Annotated in this window: 17 protein-coding genes and 1 pseudogene; 9 read left to right on the top strand and 9 right to left on the bottom strand. The window is 48.9% G+C overall.

Annotation, left to right across the window (positions count from 1 at the left end):
- Nucleotides 1-24: 24 nt before the first annotated feature.
- Together H6G46_RS05695 and H6G46_RS05690 are read right to left on the bottom strand one after the other, a co-directional pair.
- On the bottom strand, nt 25-1,368 hold the full coding sequence (locus tag H6G46_RS05695; protein WP_010873406.1) for a glutathionylspermidine synthase family protein: 1,344 nt from the start codon (nt 1,366-1,368) through the stop codon (nt 25-27).
- Complete coding sequence (locus H6G46_RS05690) at nt 1,368-2,117, bottom strand: DUF1190 domain-containing protein (protein WP_010873407.1); 750 nt, start codon at nt 2,115-2,117, stop codon at nt 1,368-1,370. The genes H6G46_RS05695 and H6G46_RS05690 overlap by 1 nt, the downstream gene beginning before the upstream one ends.
- A gap of 222 nt (nt 2,118-2,339) precedes the next feature.
- Here H6G46_RS05690 and H6G46_RS05685 point away from each other — a divergent pair, with 222 nt between their 5' ends.
- The gene (locus H6G46_RS05685; protein ID WP_010873408.1) at nt 2,340-2,822 is read left to right on the top strand and encodes a flavin reductase family protein; all 483 of its coding nucleotides are present in this window, start codon (nt 2,340-2,342) and stop codon (nt 2,820-2,822) included.
- 66 nt (nt 2,823-2,888) lie between these two features.
- Here the strand turns inward: H6G46_RS05685 and H6G46_RS05680 are convergent, their stop codons facing one another.
- The 6 genes from H6G46_RS05680 to H6G46_RS05655 form a co-directional block, all read right to left on the bottom strand.
- Nucleotides 2,889-4,139 (bottom strand): exonuclease SbcCD subunit D, encoded by a 1,251-nt coding sequence (locus tag H6G46_RS05680; protein WP_010873409.1) that lies wholly within the window; start codon nt 4,137-4,139, stop codon nt 2,889-2,891.
- A gap of 80 nt (nt 4,140-4,219) precedes the next feature.
- Entirely contained in the window at nt 4,220-6,685 is a 2,466-nt protein-coding gene (locus H6G46_RS05675; RefSeq protein ID WP_010873410.1) for an ATP-dependent Clp protease ATP-binding subunit, read from the bottom strand.
- Nucleotides 6,686-7,057: 372 nt separating this feature from the next.
- Complete coding sequence (gene dxr / locus H6G46_RS05670) at nt 7,058-8,239, bottom strand: 1-deoxy-D-xylulose-5-phosphate reductoisomerase (RefSeq protein WP_041426024.1); 1,182 nt, start codon at nt 8,237-8,239, stop codon at nt 7,058-7,060.
- A gap of 164 nt (nt 8,240-8,403) precedes the next feature.
- A complete protein-coding gene (gene fba, locus H6G46_RS05665; protein WP_010873412.1) occupies nt 8,404-9,483 on the bottom strand; it encodes a class II fructose-bisphosphate aldolase in 1,080 nt (359 codons plus the stop codon).
- Between the two features lie 283 nt (nt 9,484-9,766).
- Nucleotides 9,767-11,068 (bottom strand): glutamate-1-semialdehyde 2,1-aminomutase, encoded by a 1,302-nt coding sequence (gene hemL / locus H6G46_RS05660; RefSeq protein WP_010873413.1) that lies wholly within the window; start codon nt 11,066-11,068, stop codon nt 9,767-9,769.
- Between the two features lie 389 nt (nt 11,069-11,457).
- Nucleotides 11,458-12,609, bottom strand: coding sequence for a murein transglycosylase A (locus tag H6G46_RS05655; RefSeq protein ID WP_010873414.1), 1,152 nt, complete (start codon nt 12,607-12,609; stop codon nt 11,458-11,460).
- A 398-nt stretch (nt 12,610-13,007) separates the two neighbouring features.
- Here H6G46_RS05655 and H6G46_RS05650 point away from each other — a divergent pair, with 398 nt between their 5' ends.
- The 8 genes from H6G46_RS05650 to H6G46_RS05615 all read left to right on the top strand — a co-directional run bounded on the left by H6G46_RS05650 (nt 13,008) and on the right by H6G46_RS05615 (nt 20,501).
- Nucleotides 13,008-13,661 (top strand): L-threonylcarbamoyladenylate synthase, encoded by a 654-nt coding sequence (locus H6G46_RS05650; protein ID WP_010873415.1) that lies wholly within the window; start codon nt 13,008-13,010, stop codon nt 13,659-13,661.
- 171 nt (nt 13,662-13,832) lie between these two features.
- Nucleotides 13,833-14,594 carry a nucleotidyltransferase family protein gene (locus H6G46_RS05645; RefSeq protein WP_010873416.1) on the top strand — a complete coding sequence of 254 codons (762 nt, stop codon included), beginning with the start codon at nt 13,833-13,835 and terminating at the stop codon, nt 14,592-14,594.
- Nucleotides 14,595-14,665: 71 nt separating this feature from the next.
- Nucleotides 14,666-15,949: a carboxyl-terminal processing protease CtpA gene (gene ctpA, locus H6G46_RS05640; RefSeq protein WP_010873417.1), complete on the top strand. Its 1,284-nt coding sequence runs from the start codon at nt 14,666-14,668 to the stop codon at nt 15,947-15,949.
- A gap of 277 nt (nt 15,950-16,226) precedes the next feature.
- Nucleotides 16,227-17,639, top strand: coding sequence for a form I ribulose bisphosphate carboxylase large subunit (locus tag H6G46_RS05635; RefSeq protein WP_010873418.1), 1,413 nt, complete (start codon nt 16,227-16,229; stop codon nt 17,637-17,639).
- Nucleotides 17,640-17,846: 207 nt separating this feature from the next.
- On the top strand, nt 17,847-18,257 hold the full coding sequence (locus tag H6G46_RS05630) for a chaperonin family protein RbcX (protein ID WP_020862172.1): 411 nt from the start codon (nt 17,847-17,849) through the stop codon (nt 18,255-18,257).
- A gap of 32 nt (nt 18,258-18,289) precedes the next feature.
- Nucleotides 18,290-18,631, top strand: coding sequence for a ribulose bisphosphate carboxylase small subunit (locus tag H6G46_RS05625; RefSeq protein ID WP_010873420.1), 342 nt, complete (start codon nt 18,290-18,292; stop codon nt 18,629-18,631).
- A 542-nt stretch (nt 18,632-19,173) separates the two neighbouring features.
- Entirely contained in the window at nt 19,174-19,701 is a 528-nt protein-coding gene (locus tag H6G46_RS05620) for a DUF4330 domain-containing protein (protein WP_010873421.1), read from the top strand.
- Between the two features lie 95 nt (nt 19,702-19,796).
- Nucleotides 19,797-20,501 (top strand): MgtC/SapB family protein, encoded by a 705-nt coding sequence (locus H6G46_RS05615; RefSeq protein WP_010873422.1) that lies wholly within the window; start codon nt 19,797-19,799, stop codon nt 20,499-20,501.
- 54 nt (nt 20,502-20,555) lie between these two features.
- Here the strand turns inward: H6G46_RS05615 and H6G46_RS05610 are convergent.
- Nucleotides 20,556-20,649, bottom strand: a pseudogene (locus H6G46_RS05610) (IS5/IS1182 family transposase); the annotation flags it as partial.

The following is a 20,649-nucleotide window of genomic DNA, read 5'->3' as shown; positions in this document are numbered from 1 at the left end:
CCCCTATATTTTAGAAATCATAAGTTAACTAATAGACAAAAATTCTTCTGCTACAATATGGGGAATAATTAAACAATGACGCCCTGTAATACGAGCCGTATCTCCCCGCAAAATAATACCAGCGGCAACGTCATCAATAACCCAACTACCAACCATGTAATGGTAGTCAAATGCTTGGGGCAATTCGATATATTCCTGGATAATAAAGCCCTCTTCACCATAGCCATAGGTTGGCCGTTTTTCCACTGCCCCAGCCCCTAACTCAATCGAAACACCGATGCCTTCCATGCCTAAAAGGGGCTTACGAACGTGTAAACCTTCTAGTAATAGGCGGGTTGCTTCCAGGGAAATATCGCTTTCAAAATAGGTGGGCAGGAGATATTCAGCATACTCACTATCTTTAAACTGTTGCCAAATTAAAGCCATGGTTCCTTTATTAGATAAAATTTGCTTCCATAAAGGTTCAATAACTTTTGCATCTCCTACGGCTAAGCGTTGCGCTAAGGCTTCAGTGCAACCAGCATTGGCCATATCATTTTGCAAATCTGACCAGTCATACATTTTCCACAAAATTGGAATTCTTTCGTTGGCATGGTCAATGAAATAACCATCTTCATCCAAACCTAATCCTCTCTGCATTAGTTGACCCCGTTCATCTTCTAAGCCCCGTAAATAAACCAATTGGGTGTAAACATTTTCATCCACTTCATCGTGGAGAATTTGGATTAATTGCATGGCCATTTCACTGTCTTCTTCCAGTTGCTCATCCACCAGAAAAGAAATGCCGGTGCGGAGTAAATCATATTCTTCATAAATCCTGCGCCATTGCCCAGCTGTTCTTTCCCAATATTCATTAAACTGACTGGCATTGGCTGGTAAGGCATAGGCCCCTTGATTGTGGTTGCGTTGGTAATCCACTAACCAATTCCATTGGTAAACGGTTTCTGCTCCTAATAGCGGGGTTTCTCCATTAATTTCAATCAATTTAATCTGACCATCTTCGGTGACTACTAGATCGAAACGGGTAGCTAAACTCAAGTCTTCCACCGGGTCGGTGCGATGCCAACTTTTTTTCAGAGCAGGCCAATATTCAGGGCGAATTTTTAACTGGGCTAACCTTGCGTCAACGGCGGAATCATCATCTTCATCGAAAAACCAGTCCAGAAATTCCACACACATTTGCCAAAGTTTTTCACTCGCAATGGCGATCGCCGTTTCTTCTTGGGGGCTGAATTGGATGGCAAAGGGTTGGGGCAGGGCTTCCACCCAGTATTTTTGAGCTGGATCACTGAGCACATCCGCTTGGTAAGCATTGTCCTGGATATGCTGGCGCCAGCGGGGACGACGACTAATTTTTATCGGTTGCATTATTTGCCTCCCCGGCCAGTGCCTTTAAAAGTAGAACCGAAACCCTTATTACTACTGCGGCCAGAAATAGTGCCTTTAGCAGCGGTACCCGATGGCCTAGGGGGAGCGGGGGCAGTGACAGCTTTGGAAGTAGAAACTTTGCCTGTGGTGGTGCGGGGCACAGAGATGCCATTGGGGGTAATCAACTGATCCGGGTTTGTCCCCCGATAGACAATGGATGGTTGCAATACCCGCTGCTGCACACCGCCGGAATAAATATAGGTGTAATTATTGCCGTAGGGGTAAAAGTAAGCTCCGCCAAAAACCGGACGATAACCGCTCGTGTGGTAGCCACTGGGGGTAGGCTCACAGATTACCCTATCGGTTTGACAATCGGCTCGACTGCCGTAAACCGGGGCATTCCGTTGATGTTCCGCCTGGGCCGCTTTCATTTGGGCTTCGCAGTCCTCCGGGCGAATGGGGGGAGGGGTAGGGGCATTGGGTAATTTGCCGGCTTTATGGGCTTCCGCCAAGACTTTATACTCATTGGCCTGATTGGCCATATCAGTTTTGCATTCCGCCACACTGGTGTAGTAAAGGGCTTCAATTTTTTCGTTACTTCCCCCACCACTACCCTGATTGGTTTTGGGGTTATTGCCTTTGCAACTGGTGCTCACCATGGCCAACACCGCCACCATCGCTAGATATTGCCTAACCTGTTTACGATAAATAGGCCGAGAAATATTACCGGGGAAATGATTTGGTTCCATGGCGATCGCCGGGTCACACAGTAATGATGGAATTATTGTATTGAGATTTTCTCGGAATAAACTAATTGGTAAAAATTATTTACGAAAGAATCATGAAAATTAGCTAATTTCAGCGCCATTGGGACCAAATGCGATCCTTCAATGGGGTTGATTAGAGGACAGGGATTGTTAAGCTAAGGAAATATGGACTGCCAAATTGTCATTCAATCTTGAGAAAATATCGTGCTAGACGAACAAGCAAAGAAAACCCTCCTGCGTAAAATTCCCCACGGCCTCTACGTCTGTGGTGTTAAGTCCGGAGAAGAAGCCAATGGTTTCACCGCCAGTTGGGTAATGCAGGGTTCCTTTGAGCCGCCCCTGGTGGTTAATTGCGTGCGCACTGATTCCATTTCCCATCGGCTGTTACAGGAAAGTGGCCAGTTTGCCCTCAGTTTTCTGGCGGCGGACCAAAAAGATGTGGCGGCGCAATTTTTTAAACCCCAACGGCGGGTGGGGGACAAGTTTGAAAATTTTGATGTGCTTGATGCCCCCGAAACCGGTTGTCCTGTGCTCAAAGACTGTCTCGGTTATGTGGAGTGTCGGGTGGTAGGGTCTGTGGCCCACGGCGATCACACCGTTTTTGTCGGCGAAGTCATTGGAGCCCAGGTTTTTAATGAAGGAGATCCCTTATTACTAGAAAGCACTGGCTGGAACTACGGCGGTTAGTTGGAACGGGTTTAACGGGCCAACCTAGTCCTCTGATTGTGGTGGGAAAAGTATGTAAAAGTTGCGTCAATCCCCCACCGCTTCTAACCATTGTTCTTCACTGCCATTAAGTAAATGCTCGGCTGCTTCCATGAGGTCGGGCATTAACTCTTTAATGTCTTTTTTATTTTCCAGATAGGTTTTGAGGGCCACCAGGGGATCAAGGGCGGAACCTACTCCCAATTCTGGCAACCGTGGCCGGGCCAACTGGCTAACCAGTTCTGGACGGATGGTGTAGGAATGGCTCGGCTTTAAAGCCTCCTGTAATTTGCGGTTATCGATTTGTTCTAGCTGTTCAGAACGAATTTGGTAAATTAGCCGCACCACGGCATTGTCAATGGCTGTTTTGGCGATCGCCATTAATAATTCCCCTTGGGGATCCGTCGCTTCCGTCACATCTACTTTAATGGTTTTAAAGGGGCGAGCGGGCAGGGGACAGAATTGCCAATCTACTTTTCCTTTACTAATTTCTAGCCAAATATAGCCTTTGTCTTCCTTTTCTTCGCCAAAGTCCACCCGCTCAATGCTACCGGGATAAACAATGGGGGGATTATTGTGGGGATTGAGATTTTGATGTTTATGGACATGGCCCAGGGCAACGTAATCAAATTCCGGCCGATTAATCAAAGCCAGGGGAATGGTAAAGCCCTTGCCCACGGACAGGGTTTTTTCCGCCCCAAAGGTGGCCCGGTCCGCCATTAAATGGGCCAACAAAATAGTGGGTAATTGGGGATCTAAACTCCGAATTTCCCCTTCCAAAATGGGCTGTAACTTTTTCAGCAACAGCAAATTAATCGCTTCCAAGGATAACCCCTCCGTTTCCGGCCGGGTTAGGAGAGTCGAACGGGTTAACCAAGGCAAGGTAACAATCTGTAGATCTCCATTGGCGGTGGGAATTAAATGGGTGGCCAGGCGATCCCCAACGATGAAACCGGGCACAGCCAGGGTGCGATAGATACATAAACTAGCTCCTCCACTGCCCTGGGAATGTTGGTCATGGTTGCCCACCAATAACACTGTGGGAATATCGGCATCGGCTAAACGGCGAAATTCGGCGGCAAAGGCTTCCTGCACATAGGGGGGCGGAGTGGCATCGGGGAAAGCATCCCCCCCAAATAGCACCACATCGGCGGGTTCGGCGATCGCCCGGTCAATGCACAGCCGTAAACTCTGAATGAAATCCTCTAACCTCGTATTTAACCCCGTGGCCGGATTAATGTGCCCATGGGAAAAACCACTGCCCAGGTGAATATCAGAAAGATGCAGGACTTTTAACATGGCAATGACTCTCCAACAAAAAAAGGGAAGACCTCTAGTCCTCCCTTCATCCTATGGTAATGGCCCGCTGGGGGACCTAATTATTCAACGCCGGGGGCAATCAGTTCCCTCGTTTCACCGGGGATGACCACCACTTGGTTGTCTTCACCAATGTCCACCAGCGCTTGGCTACCTTCCTTGAGGCGGCCGGAAAGAATTTCTTCGGCTAACACGTCTTCCAACAGGCGCATAATGGCCCGACGGAGGGGACGGGCACCGTAGGCTGGGTTGAACCCTTCTTCCACAATGCGCTCCTTGAACTTGTCGGTGACCTGGAGAGAAATTTCTTTTTCCACCAACCGGGCAAACACATCCCGTAGGAGAATTTCCGAAATTTCCTTGACTTCCTCCTTGTTCAATTGGCGGAAGACGATAATTTCATCCAAACGATTCAAGAACTCAGGGCGGAAGTAGTTTTTCAACTCTTCATTCACCAAGGAACGAATGCGATTGTACTGAGACTCCGCTTGGTCATCGGCAAAGTCAAAGCCCAAACCACCGCCACCTTTTTCAATTACCTTGGAACCAATGTTGGAGGTCATGATCAACAGGGTATTTTTGAAATCCACTGTGCGACCCTTGGCATCGGTGAGGCGACCATCTTCCAAAATTTGCAGAAGCATATTGAAGATGTCGGGGTGGGCTTTTTCAATTTCGTCGAACAGCACCACCGTGTAGGGACGGCGACGTACTGCTTCCGTCAACTGACCGCCTTCGTTGTAGCCCACATAACCCGGAGGGGAACCAATTAATTTGGAAACGGTGTGTCGTTCCATAAATTCCGACATATCCAGACGGATCATGGCTTCCTCGGAACCGAAGAAGTAAGCCGCCAGAGCTTTGGTCAACTCGGTTTTACCTACCCCAGTGGGACCGGAGAAAATAAAGCTGGCAATGGGACGGTTGGGATTTTTCAGCCCGACCCTGGCCCGACGGATAGCGCGGGAAACGGCCTTAACCGCATCTTCCTGGCCAATTAACCGTTGATGGAGGGTATCTTCCATATGCAACAGTTTTTCTGACTCGGATTCCGTTAGCTTGTTCACCGGCACCCCTGTCCAGGAGGCGACGATGTGGGCAATTTCTTCGGAGGTCACTTCCGGCTCGCCGTTATCCCCTTCCGCTTTTTTGGAAGAGGCGATCGCCCGGATTTGTTTTTTAATTTCGTCTTCCCGGTCCTTGAGTTCCCCGGCTTGCTCGAAGTCCTGGTTGCGGACAGCATCATCTTTTTCTTTAAGAATCTGTCGCAATTCCTTGTCCAACTCCTTGGCGGCGGGGGGCAATTGGGAATTAATCAACCGCACCCGGGAACCAGCTTCGTCAATTAGATCGATCGCCTTATCGGGCAGGAAGCGGTCGGAGATGTAACGGTCGGAAAGTTTGGCGGCGGCTTCCAGGGCTTCGTCCAAAATTTTCAGTTTGTGGTGCTGTTCGTAACGTTCCCGCAGACCGTAAAGAATCTCGATGGTTTCTTCCACGGAGGGTTCCCCCACCATCACCGGTTGAAAACGACGCTCCAGGGCTGCGTCCCGTTCAATGTGTTTGCGGTACTCATCCAGGGTGGTGGCACCAATACATTGCAATTCTCCCCGGGCTAGGGCGGGCTTGAGAATATTGGCAGCGTCGATCGCCCCCTCGGCGGCTCCGGCTCCGATTAGGGTATGAACTTCGTCAATCACCAGGATGATGTTACCGGCTTGGCGGATTTCATCCATGATTTTTTTCAGCCGTTCCTCAAATTCCCCCCGGTATTTAGTGCCGGCCACCAATAGACCGATGTCCAGGGTGACGACCCGTTTTTCTTCGAGGATGTCGGGAATATCTTTGTTGGCAATGCGCTGGGCCAAACCTTCGGCGATTGCCGTTTTACCAACCCCCGGCTCCCCAATCAGGACGGGGTTATTCTTGGTGCGGCGGCCGAGGATCTGAATCACCCTCTCAATTTCTTTTTGGCGACCTACCACCGGGTCTAACTTCCCTTCGGCGGCCATCTGGGTGAGGTTAGAGCCAAACTCATCTAAGGTAGGGGTTTTGGTGCGACCACCACTGCCACCACCGGCAGCTACTTCGGCCGTTTCTCCCAACATGCGGATCACCTGGGTGCGGACTTTGGAGAGATCAACCCCAAGGTTTTCTAGGACCCGAGCAGCTACCCCTTCCCCTTCTCGAATCAGACCCAACAGCAGGTGTTCGGTGCCAATGTAATTGTGACCCAGTTGCCGAGCCTCCTCAAGGGAAAGTTCCAGCACCCGCTTGGCCCGGGGAGTAAAGGGGATTTCCACGGCCACAAAGCCCGATCCCCGCCCGATAATTTTTTCTACTTCGATGCGGGCATCTTTGAGATTAACCCCCATGGATTTGAGAACCTTGGCGGCGACGCCAGTCCCTTCGCCAATCAAGCCGAGCAGAATTTGTTCCGTGCCAACGAAGTTATGTCCGAGGCGACGAGCTTCCTCCTGAGCAAGCATGATTACTTTAATGGCTTTTTCTGTAAAGCGTTCAAACATAATCTAAATCCATCACCTCAGCGTGCCCTGTGTATTGCTGATTCTAACATAGCGCTTTTATTGTGCTGTTGCCCTGGGTACAGCCGTGGGTGTAGGTTTAGCGGTGGAATGGCGAACTGCGTCTGTGGGGTTTTCCTCACCTCAACCGCCATAATCCTGTGCCCAGATTCCCTGTTTTTGACCCCGACAGTTAACAGAATCAGTGGACATAGAGCAATGGGTGATCCCCGTTTTGATTAGTTAAATTTCAGTCAAACTTAGTGAAATTATCAGAAATATTTTGGCGATCGCCTGATGACCCGCTAAAACTAACCAGAATCCCCCACCATCCTTGGGTAAATAATTCCGGTCAAAGTTGAAGCCAACTAGACTTTATGGCCGAGTAGCCACACAGGCGCTATTTTCCAACACCGTCCGCCGGGCCCATTGATCCGCTGCCAAAATTGTTTCTAAATCAGGGCTAGCAGTATTTTGACCAACGTAGAGGTCACAGGTCTTTTCAATCAGACGGGGAATATCCAAAAAGCTAATTTTTTCTTGCAAAAATAAAGCCACCGCCTGTTCATTGGCCGCATTTAACACCGCTGGCATGGCTCCCCCAGCTCGCCCGGCCCCATAGGCCAATTGCATGCAGGGATATTTATCGTGATCTGGCTCCCGAAAACTCAAGCTACCGGCTTTAACTAAATCCAAAGGTTCCCAGTCGGTGTAAATTCTTTCTGGCCAAGATAGGGCATAGAGCAACGGCAAACGCATATCAGGCCACCCCAGTTGAGCTAGCACAGAAGTATCCTGCACCTCAATTAAAGAATGAATAATGCTTTGGGGATGAATGACAATGTCTATATGATCGTAGTCCAAGCCAAATAGATAATGGGCTTCAATCACCTCCAAACCCTTGTTCATCAATGTGGCGGAATCAATGGTGATTTTTTGTCCCATAGACCAGTTGGGATGTTTGAGGGCATCCTGTACTGTTACAAACGGTAATCTTTCCACCGGCAAGTCCCGGAATGCTCCCCCGGAAGCGGTGAGAATGATCCGCCGTAACCCCCCTTCGGGAACCCCCTGTAAACATTGAAAAATGGCTGAATGTTCTGAATCCGCCGGCAATAACTTCACCCCCATTTTTTCCACCAGGGGTAACACCACCGGAGCTCCGGCAATTAACGTTTCCTTATTGGCTAAAGCAATATCTTTCCCGGCGGCGATCGCCGCCATGGTGGGTAATAATCCCGCACAACCGACAATACCTGTGACCACACTTTCTGCATCACCATAACGGGCCACTTCCACCACCCCTTCTTCCCCCACCACGTACATGGGTTGGTAATCAGTTAGTTCGGCCACTGCTGCTTTTAGGTCCTCTAACTTTTCTGCCTGACGAATCGCAACAATCTCTGGGCGAAACTCCGCCACCTGTTGGGCTAGTAATGCAACATTTCCCCCAGCCGCTAAACCGACCACCTGAAAAGCATCAGGATGATGGGTAACAATGTCCAGAGTTTGGGTACCAATGGAACCGGTGGAGCCGAGGATAGAAATGCGTTTCACCATTACCGCCGTTGCTTAAGCTAAAACTAATCTTCCCAATCTTACGGGGTTGCCGCCCATCTGAGAAGAAAAAACTCCCCCAGGATTGAACCAAGGAGGAGCAAAATTATTTATTCTCTTGTTTTTACTAAGGCAAAACTTAGAAACGAAAAATTAACTTCAATCTACACAGCAACGGAGGTGCGGGAGGTGGCGGTTAATTCACCTTTGGCATATTTAGCGGCGTAGTCATCCAAGGTCAATTGCTTGATTTTAGAGGCATTGCCAGCAGTCCAGAACTGTTGATAGCGATCGGCACAAACCTGCTTCATATATTTGATAGAAGGCTTGAGGAAGTGACGGGGATCAAAGTTCTTGGGATCTTTAGCAGCGGCTTCCCGGAAAGCGGCGGTGATGGCTAAGCGATTATCGGTGTCGATGTTTACTTTACGTACACCACTCTTGATGCCTTTTTGAATTTCTTCCACGGGCACACCATAGGTTTCGGGGATAGCACCACCGAATTCGTTGATCATGTCGATCCATTCCTGGGGAACGGAGGAAGAACCGTGCATTACCAAGTGGGTGTTGGGCAGCAGGCGGTGAATTTCTTCAATGCGGCTGATGGCCAAAACTTCACCGGTGGGTTTGCGGGTAAATTTGTAGGCACCATGGCTGGTACCGATCGCCACAGCGAGGGCATCCACCTGGGTTTTGTTGACGAATTCCACTGCTTCTTCGGGATCGGTCAACAGTTGGGAGTGGTCTAACTTCCCTTCAAAACCGTGGCCGTCTTCAGCTTCCCCTTGACCAGTTTCCAAGGAACCTAAGCAACCCAATTCCCCTTCTACACTGGCCCCAACGGAGTGGGCTACTTTAACTACTTCAGCGGTTACATTAACGTTGTACTCAAAGCTAGCGGGGGTCTTGGCGTCAGCTTCCAAGGAACCGTCCATCATCACACTGGTGAAACCGTTGCGGATGGCGGAATAGCAAGTGGCGGGGCTATTGCCGTGGTCTTGGTGCATGGCAATGGGAATGTGAGGATAGGTTTCGACCGCCCCCAAAACTAAATGGCGCAGGAAATTTTCCCCAGCGTAGCTCCGGGCACCACGGGAAGCTTGCAAAATTACAGGGCTGTCGGTTTCATCAGCGGCCTGCATGATCGAAATGATCTGCTCCATGTTGTTGACGTTGAAAGCGGGAATGCCATAACCATTTTCCGCCGCATGGTCTAACAGCAGTCTCATTGGTACAAGAGCCATAAATCCTCCTAAGTTCTATTGCCTAATGGGTATTTGGGTCGCAAGACAATTCTTTATATGGGTCTCATCTTAGGCTAGTTTCTGCGCCTTGACAATTTTTAACGATCTTTTTTGTCCTGCCCCAAGGAATTTGTGCTAGGGCATTGAATTCGACCCGTATTTTTACCCCCACCCTAGTCTATGGCTGAGTTAACCAAGTCCAGGATGGGGGAAGGTTTTGGGTAATCAAGTTGGGGTTCTATATCTCTTCCCCCCGGCAATAGGCGATCGGGGATCAAACAGTTCAGAGAGTAGCAAATACTTCCTTAGCGACGGCAATGGTCTGATCGATCTGTTCTTGGGTGTGGGCTAGGGAAGGAAAACCCGCTTCATACTGGGAAGGAGCTAGATAAATCCCCCTTTCCAACATACCCCGATGGAAACGGGCAAATTTATTGGTGTCGGCCAACTTAGCATCTTCATAGTTTCTGACAGGGCCAGGAGCAAAGAAAATTCCAAACATGGCACTGATGGAACCGCCACAAACTTCATGGCCCGCATCCTGAGCCGCAGCTAGTAAACCATCCACTAGCCGTTTGGTGATCTTATCCAAATATTCGTAGGATCCTGGCTTTTGCAGAATTTCCAGGGTTTTAATACCCGCCGTCATGGCCAACGGGTTGCCGGACAGGGTACCCGCTTGATACATGGGGCCGGCTGGAGCCACCATGGCCATAATTTCTTCCCGACCACCATAGGCTCCTACTGGTAAACCACCACCGATCACCTTACCGAGGGTAGTCAAATCGGGAGTAATGCCAAACCGGGCTTGGGCACCACCGTAGGAAACCCGAAAACCTGTCATCACCTCATCAAAAACCAACAGAGCACCATACTCCTTGGTCAGTTCCCGTAAACCTTCCAAAAAGCCCGCATCGGGGAGGATAAAACCGGCATTACCCACCACTGGCTCGAGAATTACCCCGGCAATGCTGTCAGGATTTTCCACGAACAGAGCTTTAACCGCCTCTAGATCGTTATAAGGAGCAGTCAATGTTGCTTTAGTTGTGTTACTGGGCACCCCAGGGGAATCCGGTAAACCGAGGGTCGCCACCCCAGAACCAGCTTTGACCAAGAACATATCGGCGTGGCCGTGGTAACAACCCTCAAATTTAATGATTTTTTCCCGTCCAGTGAAGGCCCGCATCAAGCGCAAAACGGACATACAGGCTTCGGTACCGGAGTTGACAAACCGTACCATTTCAATGCTAGGCACAGCATCAATGACCATTTCCGCCAGTACGTTTTCCTGGGCACAGGGAGCACCAAAACTGGTGCCTTTATCCAAAGCTTGTTTGAGGGCGCTGATTACATCGGGGTGAGCGTGGCCACAAATGGCCGGCCCCCAGGTACCCACATAGTCAATGTATTGATTACCATCTACGTCCCAAATCTGAGCCCCTTCTACTCGGTCAAAAACAATGGGCTGGCCGCCGACGGACTTGAAAGCTCTTACCGGGGAACTGACACCACCGGGCATTAAATGTTGAGCGGCGGCAAAAATCTCTTCTGATTTAGTGGTAATAAAAGGGGTTGCGTTAACCAATTCGCGTCTCCTTAGGGTGTAAAGACTGGCTATGGGAATTTATTGAACCTGTGCCCACATCAAAAAAACAGACGGGGAGAACTCCACTCTACAGAATTTTGGTGCTCCATTGAACAAACTTCTGACACACTAGCTGGGAACCTAGAGTCCTTGGTGAGAGTTTGGGCAATTTATAGCTGTTAACCTCCATTTGTTTGGGCCAAGACTCTGAGAGCCCGTTTTAAACGCCCCCCTGACCCCCCAGATTTTGGGGGAAACTGAGTGACAGTCCCCCAGTATTGCGGTCGCTTTAGTGGGTCAATTTGGGGGGCGGAGTAAAACTTTCCAAACACGTTCTGAGGCGCGGGGAAATTTTCAGATTTTCTGTACCGGGAAACAGGGAAAAATCGCTAGCGTAGAAGCAGGTAATAAATTTGGCCGTCGTCACTCATCAAACCGGCTCGATCGCCAGGAGTTTGGCCAGTGCCCATGAAAATATCCACCCGACCGGGGCCTTTGATGGCACTGCCGGTATCCTGATCCACCACAAAACGACTAACGTTGACTTTTTGACCCTGACAATCGGGAATGGGAGCCGCTAAAACGGCGATCGCCCCTGGAGGCATAAGGAATTTATCGGTGGCAATGGAACGCTCGGCAGTAACTGGCACCCCAATACTGCCCTTGGCGGGGGTGCTGGCGGAGGTTTCCTTAAAGAAAATTAGACGATTATTGCGGGGGATAAAACGACTTAGTTCGCTGGGATTTTGCTCAAAATAGTCGATTAACTTAGGCAAAGTAACCTCCCCAGGCTGGAAAATTCCCTCTTGGATGGTTTCCTTCCCTAAACTTACGTAGGGATAATCCGTCGCTCCAGCAAAGGCCACGGAACTTTGGCCTCCCCCCACCCAGTTGATTTTGGCAGAACCCTGTACCTGGATTAGATAGGCATCTAGACGATTACGGAACCAAGCAATTTCCCGTCCCTGTAACTGACTTGATTTGCCTAAACCATCCATACCTTCCAAGTCAGCCCTAGTGGGGTGGGGCTTAGACCAACGAGAAAAATTATTGGGCAAACCATAAATGGGATAACGATATTCGGCAGTGCGTTGACGACTGGCGGTATAAACTGGTTCAAAATAACCAGTGAAATGGACTGTGCCCTTGCCATCGTTACCGATCGCCTGATAAAACTGAAATTCCCTGGCAACAGCGGTCTGGAGAGCTTCGGGACTGGGAGACTGTTGCAACAAAGTTTTAAATCGCTGGAGGGAACGGGTTACCCGCTCTCTGGTCACCCCCGGTACAGAGTAATTTTGATAAGCTCGGGCGGCGCTAGCAGTTTTTAAATAGCTCAAGCTATGGTCGATCGCCCGGAGCAAAGATTGTTTATCTCCCGCTGAGCAATGGTTCCCCCACAACTGTTCATCAAAACCCACCGTTGGCGTTAGATTTGCCCCCGTTACTGGCATTAATGGTCGCGACTGGGCCCTAAGACCACTGCCATGGAAGCCAAAAACCAACAGTAAAGCCAATAACGGGAAAAATTGCTTAATCATTTATTGCTTTGTTGAAATTACCTACCGCTGACGAAAGTTAAGTTTACCTGCTCCGTCGGGAATAGGGGATGGGAAACCACCAGCGCACAGACTAGCCCAGGGCCATATTTAGCTAAATACCATCATTAGGGACTTTTATTTATTAATTTTTAAGAAGAAAAATTGAGCGATTTTAATGGCTATGTCTGGGTATTTTTACCGAGATAAATTGTCCCAAAATCAAGAATGATAAGTTTATATAATGGTAGTCAAAACTATTTTAAAAATTTCCCCAAGTCTTGCTCCCTACCTAGATTACGTAAAAAATTAACTGTTTAGAAGCGTTTTTATACCTAGAGTCTAAATTGAGTGAACTAAGAATCTCTGTTAATCTGGAGGCAGTTTCAAGGGACAATTCAATGGTTACACTAGATAAAACTGCAACAAAAATCATTAAACTAAACTCCGGAGCAATCCCTGCCATTCAATCCGTCTTGGAGCAGGAAGCAATGGTCTTATTAGGTTTAGCCACTACCTATGTGCTAGTAGTCAATGGTGCTAGTCCCAGGGCAGTAGCCCAGTTGCGAGCCTTTAAGCAATTTGACAAAGACCAACCCCTAGGCATTCTCACCCGTGGCGATCGGGCCATGGATGTGGCAAAAATTCCCCCCGCCGCTAAAAAATTGATGGGTCTTTTTCCTTTGCCCATAACCCTCATTGTGGAAGCCCTGCCCAAATTAGACCCAGGTATTACCCAGGGCTTTCGGAATATTTTTATTGCCTGTCCCGATGCTTTTGTTTTCGATTTAGTGGGAGCAATGCCTTTTCCCTTGGTTTGTGCCACGGCTAAGGTAGGGGGAGAACCGGTGACTAGTTTTGAGGCGGCTAGTCGTTATTTCGAAGGGCAGGTGCCTTTAATTGGCGATGGTGGTCGATGCCGTTACGCCCGCCGGGGAACATTGATTGACTGTACTTTGCCGTTGCCCACCATTATGAATTTTGGTCCCATTTCCTTTGACGACCTGCGCCCCCTGATACCTGAAATCATTTTGCCTTCCCATCTGATGAAATAATTTTCCTTTACGCTGTTGTTTTGTCTGAAGTTCGGTGAATGGGTCAGAAATTGTTGGGGAGTATTTTACAAACCTAGTTTGGATAAAATTGTTGAGCTTATAAGGAATTGAATAGACAATCTGGTTTGGCTATTTTGCTTCAATTTCCCTAGTTTCTACTTTTTCAACTCTATGGCTCTTTCCCCCGCAGACGTTACCGTGGTCATTTTGGCTGGGGGCTTTGGCACCCGCATTAAGCAACAGTTACCAGATTTGCCTAAACCCTTAGCTCCCGTGGCGGGCCAACCTTTTTTAGATTGGCAATTGCGCTATCTACAACAGCAGGGTTTTCGGCGATCGCTCCTTTCTACGGGTTATCTGGCAGAAAAAGTGGCGGCCTATGCTCAAGATGCCGATATTGTTGACATGGCGATCGCCTGTGTGGCGGAAATGGAACCGTTGGGAACAGCGGGGGGATTTGTCAATGCGGTTAATCACCATGGTTTTAGAGAACTAACACCGGCTTGGCTCGTGCTTAACGGCGACTCGTTAATTGTGACGGATTATCGGGTTCTGTTGGCGGAGTTAGAGGATGACAGCGTTGATGGGGTAATTTTGGGCGTTCATGTGCCCGATGCTTCCCGTTTTGGCTCCTTAAAGGTTAATAGTCAAGGGGAATTGCTACAATTTGCAGAAAAGCAAGCCGGAGCCGGCGTGATTAATAGTGGGGTTTATCTCCTTGGCGATCGCCTGTTGGCCCGGTTTCCCGCCCACAGACCCTTAAGTTTTGAGTATGATGTGTTCCCCACATTGTTGGCCCAGGGAGCCAAAATCAAAGTCCATGCTGTGGAAGCTCCCTTTTTAGATATTGGCACCCCGGAAACATTAGCCCAGGCGGGGGAATTTATCCAATCCCTCGGTACGTTGAACCGAATTCAAGACCTAGACAAATAGCTTAAAATGAGAAGCTAACTGAGAAATTAACTAAGTTTTGTAAATTTTGGTTTGCGGGGGCGAGCGTCACGATGGGTAAACGGACAAGGCGGTTTTGGGCTTTAGCTTTTTCTTTGCTGATGGGGGCCCTGATTTATCTGGGCAATACACCGTCGGCCTTGGCTTTCACCGAGGAACAAAAGCTACTGTTGCAATCCTGGCGTTTGGTCAACCAATCCTATCTCGATGAAACCTTTAACCATCAAAATTGGTGGCTGTTGCGGGAGAAGTACGTTAAACGTCCCCTCCGGAACCGGGAAGAAACCTACACGGCGATCGAAGAAATGCTCGCTACCCTGGATGAACCCTTTACCCGCTTACTGCGTCCGGAACAGTACGGCAATCTCCAGGTGACCACCACTGGTGAGCTATCGGGGGTAGGTCTGCAAATCAACATCAACCCTGAAACCAACCAGTTAGAAATTATGGCCCCCCTGGCCGGTTCCCCTGCGGAGGAGGCCGGGCTGCAACCCCATGACCAAATTTTGGCGATCGACGGTGTAGATACCCAAACCCTGAGCTTAGACGAAGCAGCGGCCAGAATGCGGGGCCCAAAAAACACCAAAGTTTCCCTGGAAATTCTGTCAGCGGGCACCGAAGTACCCCAAGAATTTACCCTGACTCGGCAGTTAATTTCCCTCAGTCCGGTGGCGGCCCAATTGGACGATTCCCGCCCAGGTCAATCGGTGGGTTACATTCGCCTCAGTCAATTTAGTGCCAATGCCTATAAAGAAGTAGCCCACGCTCTGCATCAACTTGAGGAACAGGGGGCCGACGGTTATATCTTGGATTTGCGTAACAACCCCGGTGGCTTACTCCAGGCTGGTATTGACATTGCTCGGTTGTGGTTACCGGAAAGCACCATTGTCTACACCGTTAATCGCCAAGGCACCCAGGAAAGTTTCACTGCCAATGGAGAAGCGGCGACCGATCGCCCGTTGGTGGTGTTGGTCAACCAGGGTACTGCCAGTGCCAGCGAAATTTTAGCCGGAGCTTTGCAGGATAATCAGCGGGCCACTCTAGTGGGGGAAAAAACCTTTGGTAAGGGTTTGATTCAATCCTTGTTTGAACTATCCGATGGGGCCGGCATTGCCGTCACGGTGGCCAAATACGAAACCCCCCAACATCACGACATCCATAAACTGGGCATTATGCCCGATGAAGTGGTGGAGCAACCCCTGATTAGCTTTGCGGAAATTACTTCCCCCGCCGATGTGCAATACCAAGCCGCCTTAGATTTGCTCACCGGAGGAGTGGCAATCGCCCATAAATCTTCTTCAATTCCCGCCATGGCAACGGCTCACAAGCCCAACTAATCACCATTTGGACAAAACATCAGGAATTCTAATTAGAAAGTCCAAAAATTGTAATTTAAAAAACAGTCAATGGAGAGCATTGCCATAAGTAAAGGCATCCCCTGCGTGATAAGATTACCTTCAGAAAACAGATAGTTGCTGGGTTATCGCAGATTTTTCTCGCAACCAAATAACTGTAAATAATAACTGTCTCTGGGGCGACGGTAGGCTTTATATTGCCAAATTTCGCCCGTGGGAGAAAGCTAGGCTATTCAATGTTTATGGAGGACTGACCTAGATGGTACAAGCCAAAGCAGGGTTTAAGGCGGGCGTACAAGATTATCGCCTGACCTACTATACCCCCGACTACACCCCCAAGGATACCGACCTGCTCGCCTGCTTCCGTATGACCCCCCAACCGGGTGTACCTGCTGAAGAAGCCGCTGCTGCGGTGGCCGCTGAGTCTTCCACCGGTACCTGGACCACCGTTTGGACTGACAACCTAACTGACTTGGACCGCTACAAAGGTCGTTGCTATGACCTGGAAGCTGTTCCCAACGAAGATAACCAATATTTTGCTTTTATTGCCTATCCTCTAGATTTATTTGAAGAAGGTTCCGTCACCAACGTTTTAACCTCTTTGGTCGGTAACGTATTTGGTTTTAAGGCTCTGCGGGCCCTCCGTTTAGAAGATATTCGTTTTCCCGTTGCTTTAATTAAAACCTTCCAAGGCCCTCCCCACGGTATTACCGTTGAGCGGGACAAATTAAACAAATACGGTCGTCCTCTGCTTGGTTGTACCATCAAACCCAAACTTGGTCTGTCCGCCAAGAACTACGGTCGGGCTGTTTACGAATGTCTCCGGGGTGGTTTGGACTTCACCAAAGACGACGAAAACATCAACTCCCAGCCCTTCATGCGTTGGCGCGATCGTTTCCTCTTCGTTCAAGAGGCGATCGAAAAAGCCCAGGCTGAGACCAACGAAATGAAAGGTCACTACCTGAACGTCACCGCTGGCACCTGCGAAGAAATGATGAAACGGGCCGAGTTTGCCAAGGAAATTGGCACCCCCATCATCATGCATGACTTCTTCACCGGCGGTTTCACTGCCAACACCACCCTCGCTCGTTGGTGTCGGGACAACGGCATTTTGCTCCATATTCACCGGGCAATGCACGCCGTAGTTGACCGTCAGAAAAACCACGGGATCCACTTCCGGGTTTTGGCCAAGTGTCTGCGTCTGTCCGGCGGTGACCACCTCCACTCCGGTACCGTGGTTGGTAAATTGGAAGGGGAACGGGGTATCACCATGGGCTTCGTTGACCTCATGCGCGAAGATTACGTTGAGGAAGATCGCTCCCGGGGTATTTTCTTCACCCAAGACTATGCCTCCATGCCTGGCACCATGCCCGTAGCTTCCGGTGGTATCCACGTATGGCACATGCCCGCGTTGGTGGAAATCTTCGGTGATGATTCCTGCTTACAGTTTGGTGGTGGTACTTTGGGTCACCCCTGGGGTAATGCTCCCGGTGCAACCGCTAACCGTGTTGCTTTGGAAGCTTGTGTTCAAGCTCGGAACGAAGGTCGTAACCTGGCTCGCGAAGGTAATGACGTTATCCGGGAAGCCTGTCGTTGGTCCCCTGAGTTGGCCGCCGCCTGCGAACTCTGGAAAGAGATCAAGTTTGAGTTCGAGGCCATGGATACCCTCTAAACCGGTGTTTGGATTGTCGGAGTTGTACTCGTCCGTTAAGGATGAACAGTTCTTCGGGGTTGAGTCTGCTAACTAATTAGCCATTAACAGCGGCTTAACTAACAGTTAGTCATTGGCAATTGTCAAAAAATTGTTAATCAGCCAAAACCCACTGCTTACTGATGTTCAACTTCGACAGCAATTTACCAATTACCGGGTAGAGTGTTCATGCAAACTAAGCACATAGCTCAGGCAACAGTGAAAGTACTGCAAAGTTACCTCACCTACCAAGCCGTTCTCAGGATCCAGAGTGAACTCGGGGAAACCAACCCTCCCCAGGCCATTTGGTTAAACCAGTATTTAGCCAGTCACAGTATTCAAAATGGAGAAACGTTTTTGACGGAACTCCTGGATGAAAATAAAGAACTGGTACTCAGGATCCTGGCGGTAAGGGAAGACATTGCCGAATCAGTGTTAGATTTTTTGCCCGGTATGACCCGGAATAGCTTAGCGGAATCTAACATCGCCCACCGCCGCCATTTGCTTGAACGTCTGACCCGTACCGTAGCCGAAGTCGATAATTTCCCTTCGGAAACCTCCAACGGAGAATCAAACAACAACGATTCTCCCCCGTCCTAACGTAGTCATCAGCAAGGAAAACTTTTAAATCGATGAAAACTTTACCCAAAGAGCGCCGCTACGAAACCCTTTCTTACCTGCCCCCTTTAACCGATCAACAGATTGCTAAACAGGTTGAGTTTCTGTTAGACCAGGGCTTTATTCCCGGCGTGGAATTTGAAGAAGACCCCCAACCCGAAACCCACTTCTGGACCATGTGGAAACTGCCCTTCTTTGGTGGTGCCACTGCCAACGAAGTTCTAGCCGAAGTACGGGAATGTCGTTCTGAGAATCCCAACTGCTACATTCGGGTGATTGGTTTCGACAATATCAAACAGTGCCAGACTGTAAGCTTTATTGTCCACAAACCCAACCAAAACCAAGGCCGTTACTAAGTTACAGTTTTGGCAATTACTAAAAAACTGACTTCAATTCAATGTTAGCCCGCTCCCGCGGGTTTTTTGTTGCTTTTTCACAGTGACTATAGGTAATCAGCAACACAATACGGCCCTGTTCTTTGGACAGTTTTTGTATAATGTTGACCGCATCCTGACCGGATTTTTTATCTAAGTGGGGAATTGTCAATTGTCAATTAAAGCTAAGTTCTACTAATGTTTTAGAAGGCATTGTCGATTGAAAATAAGGGTTGAATGGAGAAAATTTTGAGCCTTTGTCAAAGATAAAAATTTATTTCAACAGTTTTTTAACTAGCCGAACCAGAGAATGACCCAGTGGCGCTGACTTTGCTCCCGAGTTTTTGTTAGAAATTACCCTCAAGAAGTAATCTAATAATAAACCTAACCGAATAATTTCCCAGGGGAGTATTCCGGAAAACCATGGTTAAACTTACTTGCCATCCCCCATGGTAAAATTGCAACGATTTTGATCAAAGTCCTAATTTTTTTGTAAAGCTTTTAGTAATCCTTCTGATTTTCCCATGAAGCTCATCGATTCCCGTGGCAGAATTTTCGGCATAGTCAGCCTGTTGGATCTGGGGGCCGCCTTGATCATCCTCATGGTAGCTGTGGGAATTTTCGTTCTGCCGGGCAGTTCTGGCAAAAGCATTCTTGCCCAAGCCAACGCCGCTTCCATTGAATTGACGACCATTGTCCGGGGATTAAACGTATTAGATCCCCAGGTGGTGCTGGATGAGTTTAAAGCCGAAAAAACCAACATCATTATTCGCAATCAACCGGCTGGCCAGGTGGAGGTAGTGAATGTGCAGGAACTCCCTCGCAATTTAGCAGTGCCCCAGCCTGATGGTTCCGTCAAATCTCTGCCGGATCCTCGGCCAGAGTCTAATTACAGCCGGGATATGCTCCTGACCCTCAAAGGTAGGGGGGATTTCACCTCCACCGGCATGGTTTTAGGGGGACAAAAGGTGAAAATTGGCACGGTTTTAGAATTAGAAGGCAAAAACTATAACTTCAATGCCAGTGTGGTGGGCATCAATCAACCAAAGTGACCAAAGTATTAGATTAGTCCGGCCCCCGAGAATTGCTGTTGGCTGCCCAAAGTTTTGCTGTACCCTGGGTAAGGCTGACAGATTTGGAAAAGGTAATGGAATGGAACGAGAGTCTTCTCCGGCTCACTGTTGCTTTTGTACTGGGATCGACCCTGGGCATTGAACGGCAGTGGCGCCAACGGATGGCGGGCTTGCGTACTAATACCTTGGTGGCCATTGGAGCTGCATTGTTTGTGATTGTTTCTGTCCTCACCAATCATGACAGCAGTCCCACCCGAATTCCTGCCCAAATTGTCTCCGGCATTGGTTTTCTGGCGGGGGGAGTAATTCTCAAGGAAGGCTTAACTGTTAAGGGGCTAAATACGGCGGCGACCCTCTGGTGTTCAGCGGCGGTGGGCACCCTCTGTGGTCAAGGGCTGTTTTCTGAGGCTGTGCTTGGCTCGATGATGGTTTTGGTGGCCAACATTGCCCTGCGGCCTCTGAGCACGTTTATTAACCACCAACCCATGCATAGCACTGAATTGGAGTGCCATTATCTTTGTCACTTGGTATGTCGGGGGGATGAGGAGGCGAATGTGCGACGCATTTTGCTTGATTCCTTAGCGGAAATAAAGAATATTAAATTACGGTCTTTGCGGAGCCATGATTTAGATGAGTTTAACCATTTTGTTGAAGTGGAAGCGGCAATAATTTGCACAGCCCGCAAGGATAAATTTCTAGAAGCGGTAATTAGTAAACTGAGTTTAAATCCCTCAGTTAAATCTGTCAGTTGGCAAGCGCTAGAACAGGAATCGGGTTAAATTTAGATTATTTTTGCTTGATAAATTTTCTCCTAAGAAAGTGTTTGAAAAGTTTTAAGCAAGCCTTTGAAGCATGAGATGAACCATGGCAACATAGAGCATGGTCTCACTGGTGGTAGGTAAATATTCATAATCCTTGCTTAAACGA

The sequence above is a fragment of the Synechocystis sp. FACHB-908 genome, assembly GCF_014698595.1.
GTDB lineage: Bacteria > Cyanobacteriota > Cyanobacteriia > Cyanobacteriales > Microcystaceae > Synechocystis.
The sequence above is the reverse complement of the archived record's forward strand: the minus strand, read 5'-3'. Positions and strand labels throughout refer to the sequence as shown.

Excerpts from the sequence above, each read along its gene's own strand:
- H6G46_RS05695 (WP_010873406.1), bottom strand. The coding sequence starts at position 1,368 with ATGCAACCGATAAAAATTAGTCGTCGTCCCCGCTGGCGCCAGCATATC.
- H6G46_RS05690 (WP_010873407.1), bottom strand. The coding sequence starts at position 2,117 with ATGGAACCAAATCATTTCCCCGGTAATATTTCTCGGCCTATTTATCGT.
- H6G46_RS05680 (WP_010873409.1), bottom strand. The coding sequence starts at position 4,139 with ATGTTAAAAGTCCTGCATCTTTCTGATATTCACCTGGGCAGTGGTTTT.
- H6G46_RS05675 (WP_010873410.1), bottom strand. The coding sequence starts at position 6,685 with ATGTTTGAACGCTTTACAGAAAAAGCCATTAAAGTAATCATGCTTGCT.
- fba (WP_010873412.1), bottom strand. The coding sequence starts at position 9,483 with ATGGCTCTTGTACCAATGAGACTGCTGTTAGACCATGCGGCGGAAAAT.
- H6G46_RS05655 (WP_010873414.1), bottom strand. The coding sequence starts at position 12,609 with ATGATTAAGCAATTTTTCCCGTTATTGGCTTTACTGTTGGTTTTTGGC.
- H6G46_RS05650 (WP_010873415.1), top strand. The coding sequence starts at position 13,008 with ATGGTTACACTAGATAAAACTGCAACAAAAATCATTAAACTAAACTCC.
- H6G46_RS05645 (WP_010873416.1), top strand. The coding sequence starts at position 13,833 with ATGGCTCTTTCCCCCGCAGACGTTACCGTGGTCATTTTGGCTGGGGGC.
- ctpA (WP_010873417.1), top strand. The coding sequence starts at position 14,666 with ATGGGTAAACGGACAAGGCGGTTTTGGGCTTTAGCTTTTTCTTTGCTG.
- H6G46_RS05635 (WP_010873418.1), top strand. The coding sequence starts at position 16,227 with ATGGTACAAGCCAAAGCAGGGTTTAAGGCGGGCGTACAAGATTATCGC.
- H6G46_RS05630 (WP_020862172.1), top strand. The coding sequence starts at position 17,847 with ATGCAAACTAAGCACATAGCTCAGGCAACAGTGAAAGTACTGCAAAGT.
- H6G46_RS05625 (WP_010873420.1), top strand. The coding sequence starts at position 18,290 with ATGAAAACTTTACCCAAAGAGCGCCGCTACGAAACCCTTTCTTACCTG.
- H6G46_RS05620 (WP_010873421.1), top strand. The coding sequence starts at position 19,174 with ATGAAGCTCATCGATTCCCGTGGCAGAATTTTCGGCATAGTCAGCCTG.
- H6G46_RS05615 (WP_010873422.1), top strand. The coding sequence starts at position 19,797 with ATGGAATGGAACGAGAGTCTTCTCCGGCTCACTGTTGCTTTTGTACTG.